This window comes from Pseudocitrobacter faecalis, from assembly GCF_965231525.1.
GTDB classification, from domain to species: domain Bacteria; phylum Pseudomonadota; class Gammaproteobacteria; order Enterobacterales; family Enterobacteriaceae; genus Pseudocitrobacter; species Pseudocitrobacter faecalis.
Window position 1 is genome coordinate 3,986,329 of the sequence record NZ_CBDDNJ010000002.1, and the last position, 16,574, is coordinate 4,002,902.

Below are 16,574 nucleotides of genomic sequence, written 5' to 3' on the forward strand. Positions count from 1 at the left end.
ATTTTCATTCGAAAATAGCGCTTGAGATAACAAATCGGGAACATTCCCCTAATGGGAATTTCCTTATACCACTACACTGTGAATATCAGGAAACGGGATATGGTTATGCGTCGCTTTATACCTCTGTTACTGGCGTTATTGTTGAGCAGTTGCAGCATTCTGGAAGGTAAGCCTGTGGCTCCTCCGGCGGCAACGGATACTCCACAAGAAATACGTCGTAATCAGACGGAAGGTTTACAGCGGATGGGCACCATCAGCGTCATGATATATGGCTCGCCAATGGATGTCGAAGCCGCGCTGAAAGCCAAAGCGACCGCGGCCAAAGCGGATTACTACGTCATCATTATGATTGATGACAGCACGGTGGTTCCGGGGCAGTGGTATTCGCAAGCCATCCTTTACCGTAAATAATGAACAACATTGTTGAATCAAATTTACGCAGGTTTGTACCTTATTCACGTTTCCCTGATGCAATATGGCGTCAACAACGATTCATTCGAAGGAGCGGATGAAAAAATGCCCTGACGTCTGCTATGGACTGCCCTACGGGGTTTTGTATATGGAGCTGACGATGAAACGATCTCTTACCTTATCTACCCTGCTCTTTTCTGGCGGTGCCAATACCAGCGCGGCGCAGTCGGCTGAATTTGCCAGCGCAGATTGTGTAACCGGGCTGAATGAAATCGGGTTGATTTCCGTAAATAATATTTCCGGTAGTCAGCAAGATGTCGAAGATGCCATTGCCCAGAAAGCGGATGAACAAGGTGCTTCCTGGTATCGCATTGTTCAGATGTACGAAGAGCAGCAACCGGACAACTGGCGAGCACAGGCGATTATCTATGCCTGAGACAATAAAACGCGTGGAAGAGTAACAGGCAGAAAGCCGCTCTTCCACGACATCATTTTTTTCCTCACACGCCCCCTGTCGCCCTCAACAGCACATCACTGATAACCTGCTCGTTAAGCAACACGCCACCACGTGTATCCAGCATCATTCGACACCAGGCCTGCGCCATCGGTGGTGACGCATATTTCAGCATTTGTGCGCCCGTCCCCAAAAGATAAATCTGCATCGCTATTTCGCGCCCCTGCGCTTCCGACGGCTTGCGTAAACGCTGTTGTAACTGCCGCCACTGGCGATCGTAGTGGCGATCCTGGCCTTTCACCTCGCCGCACATCTCTGCCAGCAGTTCCAGCGCATCCGGCTGCCTGGTCAGCACGCGCAGCACGTCCAGGCACATGATATTTCCAGAGCCTTCCCAGATACTATTAACCGGCATTTCACGATAAAGACGCGGAAGCTCGCTCTCTTCGCAGTACCCGGATCCACCCAGCACTTCCATTGCCTCAGCGACAAACGGCATGCCCGATTTGCAAATGGCGAACTTCGCTGTTGGCGTAAACAGCCGCGCCCATAGCCGTTCGGCTTCATGCGATTGCCGTCCCCATGCGCCAGCAAGGCGAAACAGAAACGCGGTTTGACCTTCAATCTGTAATGCCATCCGCCCCAACACCTGGCGCATTAGCGGTAAATCGACCAGATTCTTGCCGAATGCCTGTCGCTGGAACGCATGATAAAGCGCAACCGACAGCGACCGACGCATCATACTGTGGCTGCCCAGGGCGCAATCAAAACGCGTCAGGCCGCCCATGCGCAAAATCTGCCGCACGCCCTCGCCCTCTTCCCCCACACGCCAGCCGATGGCGTCCTGAAATTCAACTTCACTGCTGGCGTTAGAACGATTGCCGAGTTTGTCTTTCAGGCGTTCGATACGAATAGCGTTGCGTTGCCCATCAGGTAATAAGCGCGGCATAAAGAAGCAGGAAAGCCCGCCTTTTGCCTGCGCCAGCACCAGATGCGCATCACTTTGCGGCACCGAGAAAAACCATTTGTGCCCCACCAGCCGATAGCTGCCATCCGCCAGGCGCTCCGCGCGGGTGGTATTGCTCAACACGTCTGAACCGCCCTGCTTCTCCGTCATTCCCATACCAATCAGCAAACCGCGTTTTTGATCGCCGGGCAACAAATGTGGATCGTAGCGATCGCTCAGCAGCGGCGTAAGCCACGCTTTAAACTCGCCTGGCAGCGCCTGTTGCAGCAAGGGAGTAGCAGCAAATGTCATGGTAATCGGGCACAGCGTTCCGGCTTCCACCTGTGCATGCAACATAAAACGCGCGGCGCGGGCAACGAACGAACCTGCACGCGCATCCTCTTCCCACGGCAGGTTGTGTACCCGGTTGGCGCACAACCCCTGCATCAGCAGATGCCAGGCGGGATGAAAGCGCACATCGTCAAGGCGTGTGCCGGTGGCGTCGTAACGCAGCAGTTCAGGGGGATTGGTGTTGGCGAGCCGCCCCAGCTCAAGCGATTCGGCGGTACCGAGTTGCTGGCCAATACTCGCCAGCAGGTCGCTATCCCAGCCTGCGCCTTCGCGTACCACTGCCTCGCGCAGGGCGCCATCGGATAAAAACAGATTGCTGTTATTTAACGGGCCAGGCTGATTAAAAACGGTGTGCGTTTGCCAGGACATATGTCTCCCTCCGTCAAGTGGCAGTGCCTTAAGTATGGACAGAGGTGAGCATTTGGCGCTGGATTGCGGTCACAAAAAAGCCATCCCGTGGGATGGCTTGATTTCAACGCACGACGCATTAACCGCGCTGGCGTACCGCTTCAAACAGGCAGATACCTGTCGCCACGGAGACGTTCAGCGAGGAGACGCTGCCCGCCATTGGGATGCTGATCAGTTCGTCGCAGTGTTCACGAGTCAGACGGCGCATACCTTCGCCTTCAGCCCCCATTACCAGCGCCATGCGACCGGTCATTTTGCTCTGATAAAGCGTATGATCGGCTTCGCCGGCGGTACCAACGATCCAGATGTTCTCTTCCTGCAACAGACGCATGGTGCGCGCCAGGTTGGTGACGCGGATCAGCGGCACGCTCTCTGCGGCACCGCAAGCCACTTTTTTCGCGGTCGCGTTAAGCTGCGCGGAGCGATCGCGCGGGACAATCACCGCGTGTACACCCGCCGCATCGGCGCTACGCAGGCAGGCGCCAAGGTTGTGCGGATCGGTAACGCCGTCGAGGATCAGCAGGAACGGATTTTCCAGCGAAGCGAGCAGATCCGGCAGATCGTTTTCCTGATACTGACGACCCGGCTTCACGCGCGCAATAATGCCCTGATGCACGGCACCTTCGCTTTTCTCATCCAGGTACTGGCGGTTCGCCAACTGGATAACCACGCCCTGCGCTTCCAGCGCGTGGATCAGCGGCAACAAACGTTTATCTTCGCGGCCTTTTAAAATAAAGACTTCCTGAAAACGTTCAGGAGCGCGCTCCAGCAGGGCCTGGACTGCGTGGATACCGTAAATCATTTCACTCATTGATGGACTCGTTGTTAACGTTGTTATCAGGTCACCCTCACCCCGCCCTCTCCCTAAGGGAGAGGGAGAAAACCGGTGCCGGACCAAACATCGGCTCGATCGGTTCCCTCTCCCTGCGGGAGAGGGTTAGGGTGAGGGGGCGGGTTTTACTCCGCCACTTTCTTCTTCGCCGCGCGCTTCGCTTTGGTTGCGGCAGCAATTTTCTGCGTTTTGGCAGACGGTTTTTTCGCTTTTCTCGCCTCTTTCTTCGCGGCTTTCGGCTTCTGTTTCTTCTCACTGCGGAAAACGCTGTCTGGCTCGAAATTCACTTTCTTGCCAACCTGGCGACGACGACTACCGTTTTTATTTCCCGCGCCTTTCTTCGCTTTTTCGCGTTCAGTTTTACCGACGTTACGCGGCGCACGTTCGCTGGAAATCAACGAGAAGTCAATTTTACGCTCGTCCATGTTGACGGCTTCCACACGAACCTCTACGCGGTCGCCCAGACGATAAGTTTGCCCGCCAGATTCACCAATTAAACGCTGACCAATCTGGTCGAAGCGGTAGTAATCGTTATCCAGCGATGAAACGTGGACTAGCCCATCGATGAACAGCTCATCAAGACGGACAAAGAAACCGAAGCCGGTCACGCTGGCAATCACGCCTTTAAAGACGTTGCCCACCTGATCCTGCATGAAGTCACACTTCAGCCAGTCAGCGACGTCACGGGTGGCTTCATCGGCGCGGCGCTCGGCCATAGAACAGTGCTGACCCAGTTGCAGCATCTCTTCCATTGAGTAGTGATAGCCGCCGGTTTCCGTGGTGTTGCCTTTATGGCCCTGCTCTTTTGCCAGCAGATACTTGATGGCGCGGTGCAACGACAGGTCAGGATAACGACGAATCGGCGAGGTAAAGTGCGCGTACGACTGCAACGCCAGGCCAAAGTGGCCCCGGTTTTCCGGGTCGTAAATCGCTTGTTTCATCGAACGCAGCAGCATGGTTTGCAGCATTTCCGCGTCAGGACGGTCGGCGACGGATTCCAGCAGCTCGGCGTAATCGCGCGGCTCCGGCTTATTGCCACCCGGCAGTTCCAGACCCAGCTCCGACAGAACGGAACGGAATGCGGTGATGGCTTCAGTCGTTGGCTTATCATGAATACGGAACAACGCCGGTTCTTTCGCTTTCTCAACGAAACGTGCCGCCGAGATGTTCGCCAGAATCATGCACTCTTCGATCAGTTTGTGCGCGTCATTACGCTGCGTCTGCTCAATACGTTCGATGCGACGTTCAGCATTGAAGATAAACTTCGCTTCTTCACTTTCGAATGAGATACCACCACGTTCAGCACGCGCCTGGTCCAGCACTTTATAGAGGTTATGCAGCTCTTCAATATGCTTAACCAGCGGCGCATATTGCTCACGCAGATCCTGATCGCCCTGCAGCATGTGCCACACCTTGGTATAGGTCAGACGTGCATGTGAGCTCATCACCGCTTCATAGAATTTATAACCCGTTAAGCGGCCTTTCGATGAGACGGTCATTTCACAGACCATACACAGGCGGTCAACCTGCGGGTTCAGCGAGCACAGGCCGTTAGAGAGCACTTCCGGCAGCATAGGAACAACCTGCGAGGGGAAGTAAACGGACGTACCGCGATTACGTGCTTCTTTGTCCAGCGGAGTTGGCGGACGGACGTAATAGCTTACGTCAGCAATCGCAACCCACAGACGCCAGCCGCCACCGCGTTTTTTCTCGCAGTAAACCGCATCGTCGAAGTCACGCGCGTCTTCACCGTCGATGGTTACCAGCGGCAAATCACGTAGATCCACGCGGCCAATTTTCGCCTCTTCCGGTACCTGCTCTTTCAGCCCGGCAACCTGTGCTTCTACCGCTGGCGGCCAGACGTAAGGAATTTCATGGGTACGCAGCGCCATGTCAACGGCCATGCCTGTACCCATGTTATCGCCAAGCACCTCGACAATTTTACCGATAGCTTTAGTGCGGCGAGTCGGGCGCTGGGTCAGTTCGACCACCACCACAAAGCCCATACGCGCGCCCATCACCGCTTCTGGCGGGATGAGAATATCAAAGCTCAGACGACTGTCGTCCGGCACGACAAAACCGACGCCTGCATCGGTGAAGTAGCGGCCTACGATTTGCCCGGTTCTTGGCTCCAGCACACGCACAATGCGCGCTTCGCGGCGGCCTTTACGATCCGCGCCCAGCGGTTGTGCCAGCACCTGATCGCCGTGCATGCAGACTTTCATCTGCTCACTGGAAAGATACAGGTCGTCTTTACGGCCCTCTACACGCAGGAAGCCATAGCCATCGCGATGACCGATAACCATGCCCTTCAGCAGATCAAGACGTTCCGGCAGCGCATAGCACTGGCGACGAGTAAAGACGAGTTGCCCGTCACGCTCCATGGCGCGCAGGCGACGGCGAAGCGCTTCTATCTGCTCTTCGCCTTCAATGTTCAGTTCAACCGCCAGCTCTTCACGATTGGCAGGTTTTTCACGTTTTGTTAAATGATCGAGGATAAATTCCCGGCTCGGGATAGGATTGGCGTATTTTTCAGCTTCGCGGTCCAGGAAAGGGTCTTGTGACATATCGGTTCCTCCGTTGTCATCGTTGTCGGCGATAGTCTTTACTCCACCAACAATAATTTATAAAGCGGTTGATTCTCTTCAACCAAATCGGCCAGTGTGTAGTGATCCAGTTCCTTGAGAAAACTTTGCACGGCTTGAGAAAGCGCCTGTTTCAATCGACAGGCCGGCGTGATGTGGCAGAACTCACTGCTGCAATTCACCAGCGAGAGAGGTTCCAGTTCGCGGACAACGTCGCCTACGCGAATCGTCTCCGCCGGCTTGCCCAGCCGGATCCCGCCATTTTTCCCCCGCACTGCCGTCACGTAGCCCGCGCGGCTGAGCTGGTTGATGATTTTCACCATATGGTTACGTGACACACCATAGACCTCTGTCACTTCAGAGATACTGGTCATCTTGCCATCCGGCAACGACGCCATATAAATCAGGGCGCGTAATCCATAATCGGTAAAGCTTGTTAACTGCACATCAACCTCAGGGGAACAGGAACTCGGGAAGAATAATTTCGGATATTTATATTGATGATAAACCAGCCACCAGTCAGGTCGCTAATTTTTTCGGTGCGGGAAGGAAAAAAGCGCGGATCTTGCAAGATATTAAGCCGGATACAGCGTAATGCGCGTTATCCGGCCTACAGGCCCGGCGACTCTCGTTACCGGGCAGTTCCATCAATTATGCGTCGAACGGGTCGCGCAGAATCATGGTTTCGGTACGGTCTGGGCCAGTTGAGATAATATCAATCGGCACACCGGTTACTTCTTCGATACGCTTGATGTAGTTCAGCGCTGCCTGTGGCAGGCCGCTACGCTCTTTCACACCGAAAGTGGATTCAGACCAGCCAGGCATGGTTTCGTAAATCGGTTCGATGCCTTCCCAGTCGTCCGCTGCCAGCGGAGTGGTGGTCACTTCGCGGCCATCCGGCATACGGTAAGCCACGCAGAGTTTAACCTCTTTCAGGCCGTCCAGTACGTCCAGTTTGGTCAGGCAGAAGCCAGACAGGGAGTTGATCTGCACCGCACGGCGAACCGCGACGGTATCCAGCCAACCGGTACGACGACGACGACCGGTGGTTGCACCGTATTCGTTACCCTGTTTGCACAGGAACTCGCCGGTGTCATCAAACAGTTCAGTCGGGAACGGCCCCGCACCCACGCGAGTGGAGTAAGCTTTGATGATACCCAGTACGTAGTCAACATAACGCGGGCCCAGGCCGGAGCCGGTCGCCACGCCACCCGCAGTGGTGTTGGAAGAGGTTACGTACGGATAGGTACCGTGGTCGATATCCAGCAGCGTACCCTGCGCGCCTTCGAACATGACGAAATCGCCACGTTTGCGCGCCTGGTCCAGCAGGTCAGACACATCAACAACCATACCGGTCAGGATGTCGGCAACCGCCATCACATCATCCAGCACTTTCTGGTAGTCAACTGCGTCGACTTTGTAGTAATTCACCAGCTGGAAGTTGTGATATTCCATCACATCTTTCAGTTTTTCAGCGAAGGTTGCTTTGTCGAACAGATCGCCAACACGCAGACCACGACGCGCGACTTTATCTTCGTAAGCCGGGCCGATACCACGACCGGTGGTGCCGATCGCTTTCGCGCCACGCGCTTTCTCACGTGCGTTATCCAGCGCAACGTGATAATCGAGGATCAGCGGACATGCTTCGGAGAGCAGCAGACGTTCACGAACCGGGATACCACGGTCTTCCAGTTCTTTCATCTCTTTCATCAGCGCGGCAGGCGACAGCACTACGCCGTTACCGATGATGCTGGTGACGTTTTCGCGAAGAATACCTGATGGAATAAGATGGAGGACGGTTTTTTCACCGTTGATTACGAGAGTATGGCCTGCGTTGTGACCGCCCTGGTAGCGTACAACATATTTAGCCCGTTCTGTCAGGAGATCGACGATCTTCCCTTTACCTTCGTCACCCCATTGGGTGCCCAGTACGACGACGTTGTTACCCATTTTTCAAAATCACCGTTTGCTTAAAAATGGATTCTACCATCGCTTTTTCAGATATACAGCACTTTTTATATTCAAAATGATGCTGAAAAGGCCGCTTTTTGTTCAGCTAATCGTTTTCGTCAACATGTAGTAGATCACAATCCCTGCAACCACAAGACCGCCGCCAAATCGGCGCAACATCGTATCGGGTAATTGGGTCATCGTCGCGATCATTTTGCGCCAGGCCTTCGGATAAAGCATTGGGCCCAGCCCTTCCAGCACCAAAACTAACGCCAGCGCGAGCCAGATAGTGGAATTCATTTTTCGTCCTTATAAAAGAAAACCACCGGCATCCGAAGATGCGGTGGTTTTTAAGCACTAACGCCTGGGGCGATTAACGCGCCGTTGCGTTCGGCGTTTTCATGTAGCGGAAGAAATCGCTGTCCGGGCTCAGAACCATCACGTCCTGATTGCTCTGGAAGCTGCTTTCATAGGCACGCAGACTACGGATAAAGGCGTAGAAGTCCGGATCCTGACTGAATGCATCAGCAAACAGTTTAGCCGCTTCGGCATCACCTTCACCGCGCAGGATACGCCCCTGACGCTCAGCTTCTGCCAGCGTTTTGGTGACTTCATAGTCAGCCGCTGCGCGCAGTTTTTCAGCCTCTTCCTGACCTTGTGAACGGTGGCGACGGGCAACCGCTTCACGCTCGGCGCGCATACGGTTGTAAATCGCTTCGGACACTTCAGTCGGCAGGTTAATCTGCTTAATACGCACATCGACCACTTCGATACCCAATGCCGCCATACTGTTCGGGTTGATGACCGGCACTTTACCGTTGGTTTCAGCGGTAACGCGCTCAGCGGCTTCGGCAATCGCGTTATCCGCGGCTGGCGTTTCCACTTCGTCTTCAGTACCCGCAGAACCGGAGTTCAGCGCATCACGCACTTCCAGGGTCAGACGACCACGGGAATCAGTGACGATGTCTTTTACATCCAGACGACCAATTTCAGAACGCAGACGGTCAGAGAACTTACGTTTCAGCAGCACTTCTGCCTGAGAAACGTCACCACCGCCCGTTGCCAGGAAGTAGCGGCTGAAATCGCTGATGCGCCATTTGATATAGGAGTCAACGATCAGGTCTTTTTTCTCTTTGGTCACAAAGCGATCGGCCTGGTTGTCCATGGTCTGAATACGCGCGTCCAGCATTTTAACCGACTGAATAAACGGGACTTTAAAGTGCAGACCCGGTTCATAGATTAACGGTTTTTTGTCGCTGTCGCGCACGACGCTGCTGAACTGGAACTTGATCCCACGCTCACCTTCTTTAACGACGAAGATAGAGGTGTACAGCACTACCAGCACGATGATGATAATCGCGATAACTGACTTACGCATCGTTATTCCCCCTGACGCTGGTAGTCGTTACGCTGCGCGTTAGCGCGGCGTTGGTCCATAATGTCGCCCTGACTGGTGGACGATGTGTTGCTCGCTCCGCTGTTGCTGGAGGAAGACGCCGGCGGCAGACGCAGCAGGTTGTTGGCCCCGCTGTTATCGCTCTTTGCACCGGAAGCATTTCCGCCTTTCAGCATCTGGTCGAGCGGCAGAACCATCAGGTTGCCACCTTTATTATCGTTAACCAGCACTTTACGCGTATGGCTCAGCACTTTTTCCATGGTCTCGATGTAGAGACGCTCACGGGTGATCTGCGGAGCGGCTTTATACTCCGGCAGGATCTTGGCAAAACGAGCCACTTCACCCTGGGCTTCCAGAACGGTCTGCGTCTTATAGGCGCGGGCCTCTTCCAGAATACGTTGAGCCTGACCGTTCGCACGCGGCTGAACTTCGTTGGTGTAGGCTTCCGCTTCACGAATGTATTGCTGCTCGTTTTCACGCGCGGCAATCGCATCATCGAAGGAAGACTTCACCTCTTCCGGCGGACGAGCGGCCTGGAAGTTGACGTCCAGCAGGGTGATACCCATGTTGTACGGACGAATGGTTTCTTCCAGCTCGCGCTGGGTATCGCTACGAATAACGGTACGACCTTCGGTCAGGATGCGGTCCATGGTGTATTTACCGATGACACCACGCAGGGCGCTGTCGGTCGCCTGACGCAGACTGTCGTCCGCGCTGGTGACGCTAAACAGATAGCGCTGCGGATCGGTCACGCGGTACTGCACGTTCATCTCAACGCGCACCACGTTTTCGTCAGAGGTCAGCATCACGCCGGAAGCGGCCAGTTCACGCACGGCCTCCACGTTCACCGGCGTGACTTCATCGATAAACGTCGGTTTCCAGTTCAGGCCCGGCTCAACCAGATGGCTGAACTTACCAAAACGCGTGACCACGCCACGTTCGGCTTCTTTAATGGTATAGAATCCGCTGGCTGCCCAGATAATGACAACGGCTGCCGCTGCAATACCGACGATGCGCCCCCCCATTGGCGCACGAGGCCCCTGGGTTGTACCGCCGCCAGAACCGCTCTTACCGCCGCCGAGGCCACCGAGCTTTTTGCTCAGCTTACGGAAGATATCATCCAGATCGGGCGGCCCCTGTTCGCGACCACCTTTGTTTCCATTTCCCTCAGAGTTGCCGCCAGGTTTGCTGCTTCCCCACGGGTCGCGGTCTTGTCCGTTATTACCGGGCTGATTCCACGCCATGTATGTGCTCCATATTTGTTATGCGGTGATCCCCAATGTCTTGCGACGGCAGGGGACAGGCGAAATGACTCCATGCTCCAGGCAAACTGCCGGCTAGACCACGTAATCGGTCAACGCCGGTTCTTGTTTACAGAGGCGACGCCAGTCAACAATCGGCATGCGAACTTGCAGACTGACACTGCCGTCTTCCTCCATCCACTCTTTTTCTATCGCCTGAAGCTGATAAAACCGGCTTCTTAAACGCCCTTCCTCCGGCGGTAGACGCAGAGTATGCTGCGCTACTTCCCCGGAAAGCCGTTCGGTTAAAGCCTGGAAAAGCAGTGGTACACCCGCCCCGGTCTGCGCGGAAAGCCAGACCCGGACAGGTTTATTTTCTTCATCACGATCGATGCGCGGTTCGAAATCGTCCAGCACATCGATTTTATTCATGACCAACAGCGTCGGGATCTCAAGCGAGTCAATCTCCTCCAGCACTGTATTCACGGCCTCGATATTTTCCTGCACGCGAACATCGACTGCGTCAATAACATGAAGCAGCAGCGTCGCCTGACGGGTTTCCTGCAATGTCGCTTTAAACGCCGCCACCAGATCGTGCGGCAGGTGGCGAATAAAGCCTACCGTATCCGCCAGCACCGTCTCGCCAACGTCAGCAACATCAATACGGCGCAGCGTTGGGTCCAGCGTTGCAAACAGTTGGTCTGCCGCGTAAACCTTCGCTTCGGTTATCTGGTTAAACAGCGTCGATTTCCCGGCGTTGGTGTAACCCACCAGCGATACCGTCGGGACATCAGCTTTAGTTCGGGAACGACGTCCCTGCTCACGCTGCTTTTCCACTTTTTCAAGCCGCGAGAGGATTTGCATAATACGGTTACGCAGTAAACGACGGTCGGTTTCAAGCTGGGTTTCACCCGGGCCGCGTAAACCAATCCCGCCTTTCTGCCGTTCAAGGTGGGTCCAGCCACGCACCAGGCGCGTCGCCAGATGGCGCAACTGCGCCAGCTCAACCTGCAACTTACCCTCATGAGTACGCGCACGTTGGGCGAAAATATCTAATATCAGACCGGTACGGTCGATCACCCTGCATTCACACAGCTGCTCCAGGTTACGTTCCTGGGCTGGGCTCAGTGCATGGTCAAAGAGTACGACAGAAGCCCCTGTCGCTTTTACGGCTTCCGCAATTTCGACAGCCTTACCTTCACCAACAAAATACTTTGGGTGCGGTGCTTTACGGCTACCAGTAATCACCTGCATTGCTTCGACACCGGCGGAAGAGACCAGAGATTCAAACTCCTGGAGATCTTCCATATCTTTGTCTTGCGAAAAATAGATGTGTACCAGCACCGCCTGCTCACCGGCATCATAACGGTCAAACAAGCGTAATTCCTCATAAAATACCAGCGGGGAACCGGGTAAACCAGGCTCCCCGACCGGGAAACAGCGATAACTTATTCTGTGTCGTCGCTGTCTTGCGGCGCAGTGGAAGAACCCTGCGCGTTGCTACCGTGATGGTAGTTACTGCTGGTGCCGCCGCCAGCGTTATTGCTGTGATGAGATACCGGACGGGACGGGACAACAGTAGAAATTGCGTGCTTATAAACCATCTGGCTGACCGTGTTTTTCAACAGGATCACGAACTGGTCGAAAGACTCAATTTGACCTTGCAGCTTAATACCATTCACCAAATAAATAGAAACCGGAACACGCTCCCGACGTAGTGCGTTCAGGAACGGGTCTTGTAAAGATTGCCCCTTAGCCATTCTCTCTTTTCCTTATATGCTTATTTGTACTTAGAACCCACAGGTCCTTAAAATTGCGCACGAATACGGTTCAATTGTACACATTCAGTCTACACAATCACCAACTACCTGTATTACTTCGTTGAACGCCTGTTCAGGTTGTTCGCTATCTAACCAGTGAACTCCATCCCAACCGCGCAACCAGGTCACCTGGCGCTTGGCTAACTGTCTCGTGGCGCAAACTCCTCGATAAACCATTTCATCGTACGAGATTTCGCCTTCAAGGTATGACCACATCTGGCGATATCCAACACAACGAACGGAAGGCATATCCGTATGCAAATCTCCACGGGCAAAAAGCGCCCGCACTTCTGCTTCAAAACCTGAAGCTAACATCTGATGAAAACGCTGCTCAATGCGCTGATGGAGCAGTTCACGGCTCGCCGGGGCGATGGCGAACTGATGCACCTTGTAGGGCAGAGCGTCTCCTGACGTTTGCGTCAGTTCCGTTAAAGTTTTACCCGAAATGAAAAAAACTTCCAGTGCCCGGGAAAGTCTTTGCGGATCATTTGGATGAATTCGCGCGGCGGCAACCGGGTCAATTGACTTCAGTTGCTCATGCAGCGCTGTCCACCCCAGCTCTGCGGCCTGTTGCTCAATTCGCGCTCTGACCTCGGGATCTGCCGACGGTAACGGCGACAATCCTTCCAGCAGCGCCTTGAAATACAACATCGTTCCGCCAACCAGAAGCGGAATTCGCCCTGCAGCGGTAATCTCAGCCATTTCGGCCAGCGCATCGCGGCGGAAATCCGCGGCAGAGTACGCCTGTGCCGGGTCGAGAATGTCTAACAATCGGTGCGGCGCGGCTGACAGTTCCTGCGCATCCGGCTTGGCCGTCCCGATATCCATCCCTCGATAAATGAGGGCAGAATCAACACTAATCAACTCTACAGGTAAAACTTTACGTAATTCGATAGCCAACGCCGTTTTACCGGAAGCGGTTGGCCCCATTAAAAAAATTGCCTTTGGCAGGCGAGCCTCGGTCACGTCACTCATTTCTCAGGGCGTTCATCGCAGAATCTAAATCAACAGGTTGTAACAGACCACCTGGAGGTGCTTTGACCAGCTGTGGGCAGAGTCGTTCAACATCCGCCAGCATCGCGATAGCCTGAGACATGTTCCATTGAACATGCTCGCTCGCCAGGTTACGGGCCAGCCACTGGGCAATATCACCCGCCTCAACCTGACTTTGTTGCACCAGATAGCCTATCAGTTCAGGAATCAAGTTTTGTAAATTTTGTTGGCGTAAGGGTAAAGGCACGGCGCGAACGGTCACGTGCTGCCCTTCTGCCAGAATATCAATGCCTAACAAAGCAAGTTGCGCCTGTGCCGTTTGCAACGCCTTGCTCTCAACATCACTCGCTTTCAGTCGCAACGGAATCAACAGCGGCTGCGCGCAAATCGGCGTTTCACCGGGCGTGAGCTGCGCCAGACGCAGCCAGCGTTCCGCCACGGGCAGCGCCAGCAGGCTGAGTTTTCCGCCACGCTCCAGCAGTGCATAGCACGGCGGCACGATGGTTAAGACACGGCCAAAGCTCTGGCTGTGTCCTGCCAGGGAATCTGACGTCGGTGGCTGTGATTTCTCCGGGGCTTTCGGCGTATCCAGCAACTGGCGATAGAGCGCGCCCTGCTGCTTTTGGTATCCCGGCTGCGCATTCGGCCAGCTTGCGCCACCGCGTGTACTTACACCGGAAGACGGTGCGTTGAAGCGTGGGGGCTCAGGCTCACGCGCTGCCGCCGGCTCGGCAAATTGATTGCGCCCCGCCGCTGCACGGTTTTCAGCGATCGGACGCGGCGCGAGCTCGTCCTCATCTTCATCCAACGGTAACGGCGATTCCATTTGCTGTTGCAGGACGCTCAGCACGCCCTGATAGATAAAGTCATGTACCAGCCGCGACTGATGGAAACGTACTTCATGTTTCGCCGGATGCACGTTTACATCCACCTGATGCGGATCGATTTCCAGATAAAGCACAAACGCGGGCTGCTGATCGGCACCCAGTTTATCCTCGCAAGCCTGGCGAATCGCGTGATTAATCAGACGGTCGCGCATCATGCGGCCATTTACGTAGCAGTACTGAGTTTCGGCTAACGCCGGGGTTGTGTGGTTTGGATCCGCAACCCAGCCGTGCAGGGTTAAATCGCCATGCTGCCACTCAATTGCCAGCGCGTGCTCAAGAAACGCGGTACCGCAAATCGCGCCCAGCCGACGTTCGCGCGGTGCGCCCTGCGTCACCGCGCGATACTGACGGATCATCTTGCCGTTATGATTGAGGGTAATCGCCACATCAAAACGTGCCAGCGCGATGCGGCGAATGATTTCATCAATATGATTAAATTCGGTTTTTTCGGTGCGCATAAACTTGCGCCGTGCCGGAGTGTTGTAGAAGAGATCCAGCACTTCCAGCGTGGTGCCGACCGGATGCGCGGCGGGTTTCACCGTCACGTCCTGGTCGCGTCCTTCCGCGTAAGCCTGCCAGGCTTCCGGCTGTTCCGCCGTGCGGGAAGTAAGCGTTAAACGGGCGACGGAACTGATACTTGCCAGCGCTTCGCCGCGAAAGCCGAGGCTGATAATGGCTTCAAGATCGTCAAGCGAGGCAATTTTACTGGTGGCGTGACGAGCCAGCGCCAGCGCCAGCTCGTCCTTTTTGATGCCGCAGCCGTTATCGCGAATACGGATAAGTTTTGCACCGCCGCGTTCGATATCAATATCAATGCGGGTTGCACCCGCATCGAGGCTGTTTTCCACCAGTTCTTTCACCACCGACGCAGGTCGCTCTACCACCTCGCCAGCGGCAATCTGGTTCGCAAGCTGCGGCGGCAGAACCCGAATCGGCATGAAGACTCCTTAGTTAATCAACGTTCCGGTTGAAGCATTAGCGCTGGCCGTCTGAGCCTGATCTTCTCGTGGGCCAGACTGGATCGGATGCGCCTGGAAATAGTTACGCAGCCCGTTGTAAATCGCTTCCGCCAGTTTCTGCTGGTAGTCGTCGCTGGCCAGCAGGCGTTCTTCCGATGTATTACTGATAAAGCCGGTCTCGACCAGAATCGACGGAATATCCGGCGAGCGCAGTACGCCAAGGCTGGCATGTTCCGGGCGACGTTTGTGGATATTGCCCACACGCTGTAGCTGGCTTATCACATTGGTCGCGACGTCATAGCCTACGCGTTGAGAATGGCCGAACTGTAAATCCAGCACCGCTTGGCTCAGATACGGGTCAGCCTGACTGTTTGCCAGCACATCGCCCGCGCCGCCCAGTAGCTCGGATTGTTTCTCGTGCTGCTCCAGCCAGCCGGCCATTTCGCTGTTGGCGCGACGGTTAGAGAGCACCCAAACGGATGCACCGCTTGCTGAACGGCTCGGTGCGGCATCGGCGTGAATCGACACCAGGAAGTGGGCGTTTTGTTTACGCGCCACATCTGAACGGCCCATCACCGAAATAAAGTAATCGCCATCGCGAGTGAGGACACCTTTAAACATCGGGTCGTCGTTAAGCAATGCGCGCAGTTTACGGGCAATGGAAATCGTCACGTTCTTCTCACGAGTGCCACCAGGGCCGATAGCGCCGGGGTCCTGACCACCATGCCCCGCATCAATGGCAATAATCACTTTGTCGCCCGAAGCAACGCGCGTGCGGCTGGCCGGGCGTGAAATCGCCGTATCGGTATTGGTCACCGCGGTGATGCGATCGTTTTGCGTTTTAAACGGATTACGCGCTGGTTCTACCGGACGCGGCGCAGGTGCAGGCGTTACCACCGGCGCGTCAACTCGTTTAGCGATCACCGGTGCAGGAGGCGGTGGCGGCGGCGGCGGAACGTCCGCATTGATGGTGAAAACTACCGTATAGCTTGCCCCGTTCTGCTTTTTCACCGCCTGGGTTTTACCCTTTTGCGTCAGATCGACCACCAGACGTAACGACTGGTCATCTTTAGGCGTGCCGGAACGTATAGCTTTCACCAGGTTATCGCCGCTAAACCGCAGCGGCAGCCCCTGAATCACGCCCGTTTGTTTGATATCAAGCGCTACGCTGCGCGGGCCATCCTGGCTAAATGCGTATTCAGGATCGCCCATAAAACTGAAGGTAATGCGCGCCTGCTGATCGCCATTAGAAACCTGAATATCGGATAATGTTGCCGCCGATGCGCCAACGCTGAACACCATCAGCGCCGCAGCCAGCCAACCTTTTGCGCGTAAAATCAT

At 55.0% G+C, this 16,574-nt stretch carries 15 protein-coding genes; 2 read left to right on the forward strand and 13 right to left on the reverse strand.

Going from position 1 to position 16,574, the window contains the following annotated elements; translation table 11 throughout:
* The first annotated feature begins 99 nt into the window (after positions 1-99).
* Both bsmA and yjfN read left to right on the forward strand, forming a co-directional pair.
* Positions 100-411, forward strand: coding sequence for a biofilm peroxide resistance protein BsmA (bsmA, locus tag ACOXYR_RS19395; RefSeq protein ID WP_113858098.1), 312 nt, complete (start codon positions 100-102; stop codon positions 409-411).
* Positions 412-571: 160 nt separating this feature from the next.
* Positions 572-847 carry a DUF1471 family protease activator YjfN gene (gene yjfN, locus ACOXYR_RS19400; protein ID WP_015966203.1) on the forward strand — a complete coding sequence of 92 codons (276 nt, stop codon included), beginning with the start codon at positions 572-574 and terminating at the stop codon, positions 845-847.
* Between the two features lie 64 nt (positions 848-911).
* Here yjfN and ACOXYR_RS19405 read toward each other — a convergent pair whose 3' ends face one another.
* The 13 genes from ACOXYR_RS19405 to amiB form a co-directional block, all read right to left on the reverse strand.
* Positions 912-2,531 (reverse strand): isovaleryl-CoA dehydrogenase, encoded by a 1,620-nt coding sequence (locus tag ACOXYR_RS19405; RefSeq protein ID WP_108476131.1) that lies wholly within the window; start codon positions 2,529-2,531, stop codon positions 912-914.
* A gap of 118 nt (positions 2,532-2,649) precedes the next feature.
* Positions 2,650-3,381, reverse strand: coding sequence for a 23S rRNA (guanosine(2251)-2'-O)-methyltransferase RlmB (gene rlmB / locus ACOXYR_RS19410; protein ID WP_108476130.1), 732 nt, complete (start codon positions 3,379-3,381; stop codon positions 2,650-2,652).
* A 146-nt stretch (positions 3,382-3,527) separates the two neighbouring features.
* Complete coding sequence (rnr, locus tag ACOXYR_RS19415; protein ID WP_421355699.1) at positions 3,528-5,969, reverse strand: ribonuclease R; 2,442 nt, start codon at positions 5,967-5,969, stop codon at positions 3,528-3,530.
* A 38-nt stretch (positions 5,970-6,007) separates the two neighbouring features.
* Positions 6,008-6,433 (reverse strand): nitric oxide-sensing transcriptional repressor NsrR, encoded by a 426-nt coding sequence (nsrR, locus tag ACOXYR_RS19420; RefSeq protein ID WP_108476128.1) that lies wholly within the window; start codon positions 6,431-6,433, stop codon positions 6,008-6,010.
* 205 nt (positions 6,434-6,638) lie between these two features.
* Entirely contained in the window at positions 6,639-7,937 is a 1,299-nt protein-coding gene (gene purA, locus ACOXYR_RS19425) for an adenylosuccinate synthase (protein WP_108476127.1), read from the reverse strand.
* Between the two features lie 102 nt (positions 7,938-8,039).
* Entirely contained in the window at positions 8,040-8,237 is a 198-nt protein-coding gene (locus ACOXYR_RS19430; RefSeq protein WP_015966209.1) for a DUF2065 domain-containing protein, read from the reverse strand.
* Positions 8,238-8,310: 73 nt separating this feature from the next.
* Positions 8,311-9,315, reverse strand: coding sequence for a protease modulator HflC (gene hflC / locus ACOXYR_RS19435; protein ID WP_015966210.1), 1,005 nt, complete (start codon positions 9,313-9,315; stop codon positions 8,311-8,313).
* 2 nt (positions 9,316-9,317) lie between these two features.
* A complete protein-coding gene (hflK, locus tag ACOXYR_RS19440; protein ID WP_189623799.1) occupies positions 9,318-10,577 on the reverse strand; it encodes an FtsH protease activity modulator HflK in 1,260 nt (419 codons plus the stop codon).
* A gap of 93 nt (positions 10,578-10,670) precedes the next feature.
* Positions 10,671-11,951: a ribosome rescue GTPase HflX gene (hflX, locus tag ACOXYR_RS19445; RefSeq protein WP_421355700.1), complete on the reverse strand. Its 1,281-nt coding sequence runs from the start codon at positions 11,949-11,951 to the stop codon at positions 10,671-10,673.
* 71 nt (positions 11,952-12,022) lie between these two features.
* The gene (hfq, locus tag ACOXYR_RS19450) at positions 12,023-12,334 is read right to left on the reverse strand and encodes an RNA chaperone Hfq (protein WP_108476123.1); all 312 of its coding nucleotides are present in this window, start codon (positions 12,332-12,334) and stop codon (positions 12,023-12,025) included.
* Between the two features lie 84 nt (positions 12,335-12,418).
* A complete protein-coding gene (gene miaA / locus ACOXYR_RS19455; protein WP_113858094.1) occupies positions 12,419-13,369 on the reverse strand; it encodes a tRNA (adenosine(37)-N6)-dimethylallyltransferase MiaA in 951 nt (316 codons plus the stop codon).
* Positions 13,362-15,212, reverse strand: coding sequence for a DNA mismatch repair endonuclease MutL (gene mutL, locus ACOXYR_RS19460; RefSeq protein WP_421355701.1), 1,851 nt, complete (start codon positions 15,210-15,212; stop codon positions 13,362-13,364). The genes miaA and mutL overlap by 8 nt, the downstream gene beginning before the upstream one ends.
* A gap of 9 nt (positions 15,213-15,221) precedes the next feature.
* Positions 15,222-16,574 (reverse strand): N-acetylmuramoyl-L-alanine amidase AmiB, encoded by a 1,353-nt coding sequence (gene amiB, locus ACOXYR_RS19465; RefSeq protein WP_407731952.1) that lies wholly within the window; start codon positions 16,572-16,574, stop codon positions 15,222-15,224.

What these genes read in the sequence shown, in the direction of transcription:
- bsmA (WP_113858098.1), top strand. Translation starts at nt 100, where the DNA reads ATGGTTATGCGTCGCTTTATACCTCTGTTACTGGCGTTATTGTTGAGC.
- yjfN (WP_015966203.1), top strand. Translation starts at nt 572, where the DNA reads ATGAAACGATCTCTTACCTTATCTACCCTGCTCTTTTCTGGCGGTGCC.
- ACOXYR_RS19405 (WP_108476131.1), bottom strand. Translation starts at nt 2,531, where the DNA reads ATGTCCTGGCAAACGCACACCGTTTTTAATCAGCCTGGCCCGTTAAAT.
- rlmB (WP_108476130.1), bottom strand. Translation starts at nt 3,381, where the DNA reads ATGAGTGAAATGATTTACGGTATCCACGCAGTCCAGGCCCTGCTGGAG.
- rnr (WP_421355699.1), bottom strand. Translation starts at nt 5,969, where the DNA reads ATGTCACAAGACCCTTTCCTGGACCGCGAAGCTGAAAAATACGCCAAT.
- purA (WP_108476127.1), bottom strand. Translation starts at nt 7,937, where the DNA reads ATGGGTAACAACGTCGTCGTACTGGGCACCCAATGGGGTGACGAAGGT.
- ACOXYR_RS19430 (WP_015966209.1), bottom strand. Translation starts at nt 8,237, where the DNA reads ATGAATTCCACTATCTGGCTCGCGCTGGCGTTAGTTTTGGTGCTGGAA.
- hflC (WP_015966210.1), bottom strand. Translation starts at nt 9,315, where the DNA reads ATGCGTAAGTCAGTTATCGCGATTATCATCATCGTGCTGGTAGTGCTG.
- hflK (WP_189623799.1), bottom strand. Translation starts at nt 10,577, where the DNA reads ATGGCGTGGAATCAGCCCGGTAATAACGGACAAGACCGCGACCCGTGG.
- hfq (WP_108476123.1), bottom strand. Translation starts at nt 12,334, where the DNA reads ATGGCTAAGGGGCAATCTTTACAAGACCCGTTCCTGAACGCACTACGT.
- miaA (WP_113858094.1), bottom strand. Translation starts at nt 13,369, where the DNA reads ATGAGTGACGTGACCGAGGCTCGCCTGCCAAAGGCAATTTTTTTAATG.
- mutL (WP_421355701.1), bottom strand. Translation starts at nt 15,212, where the DNA reads ATGCCGATTCGGGTTCTGCCGCCGCAGCTTGCGAACCAGATTGCCGCT.
- amiB (WP_407731952.1), bottom strand. Translation starts at nt 16,574, where the DNA reads ATGATTTTACGCGCAAAAGGTTGGCTGGCTGCGGCGCTGATGGTGTTC.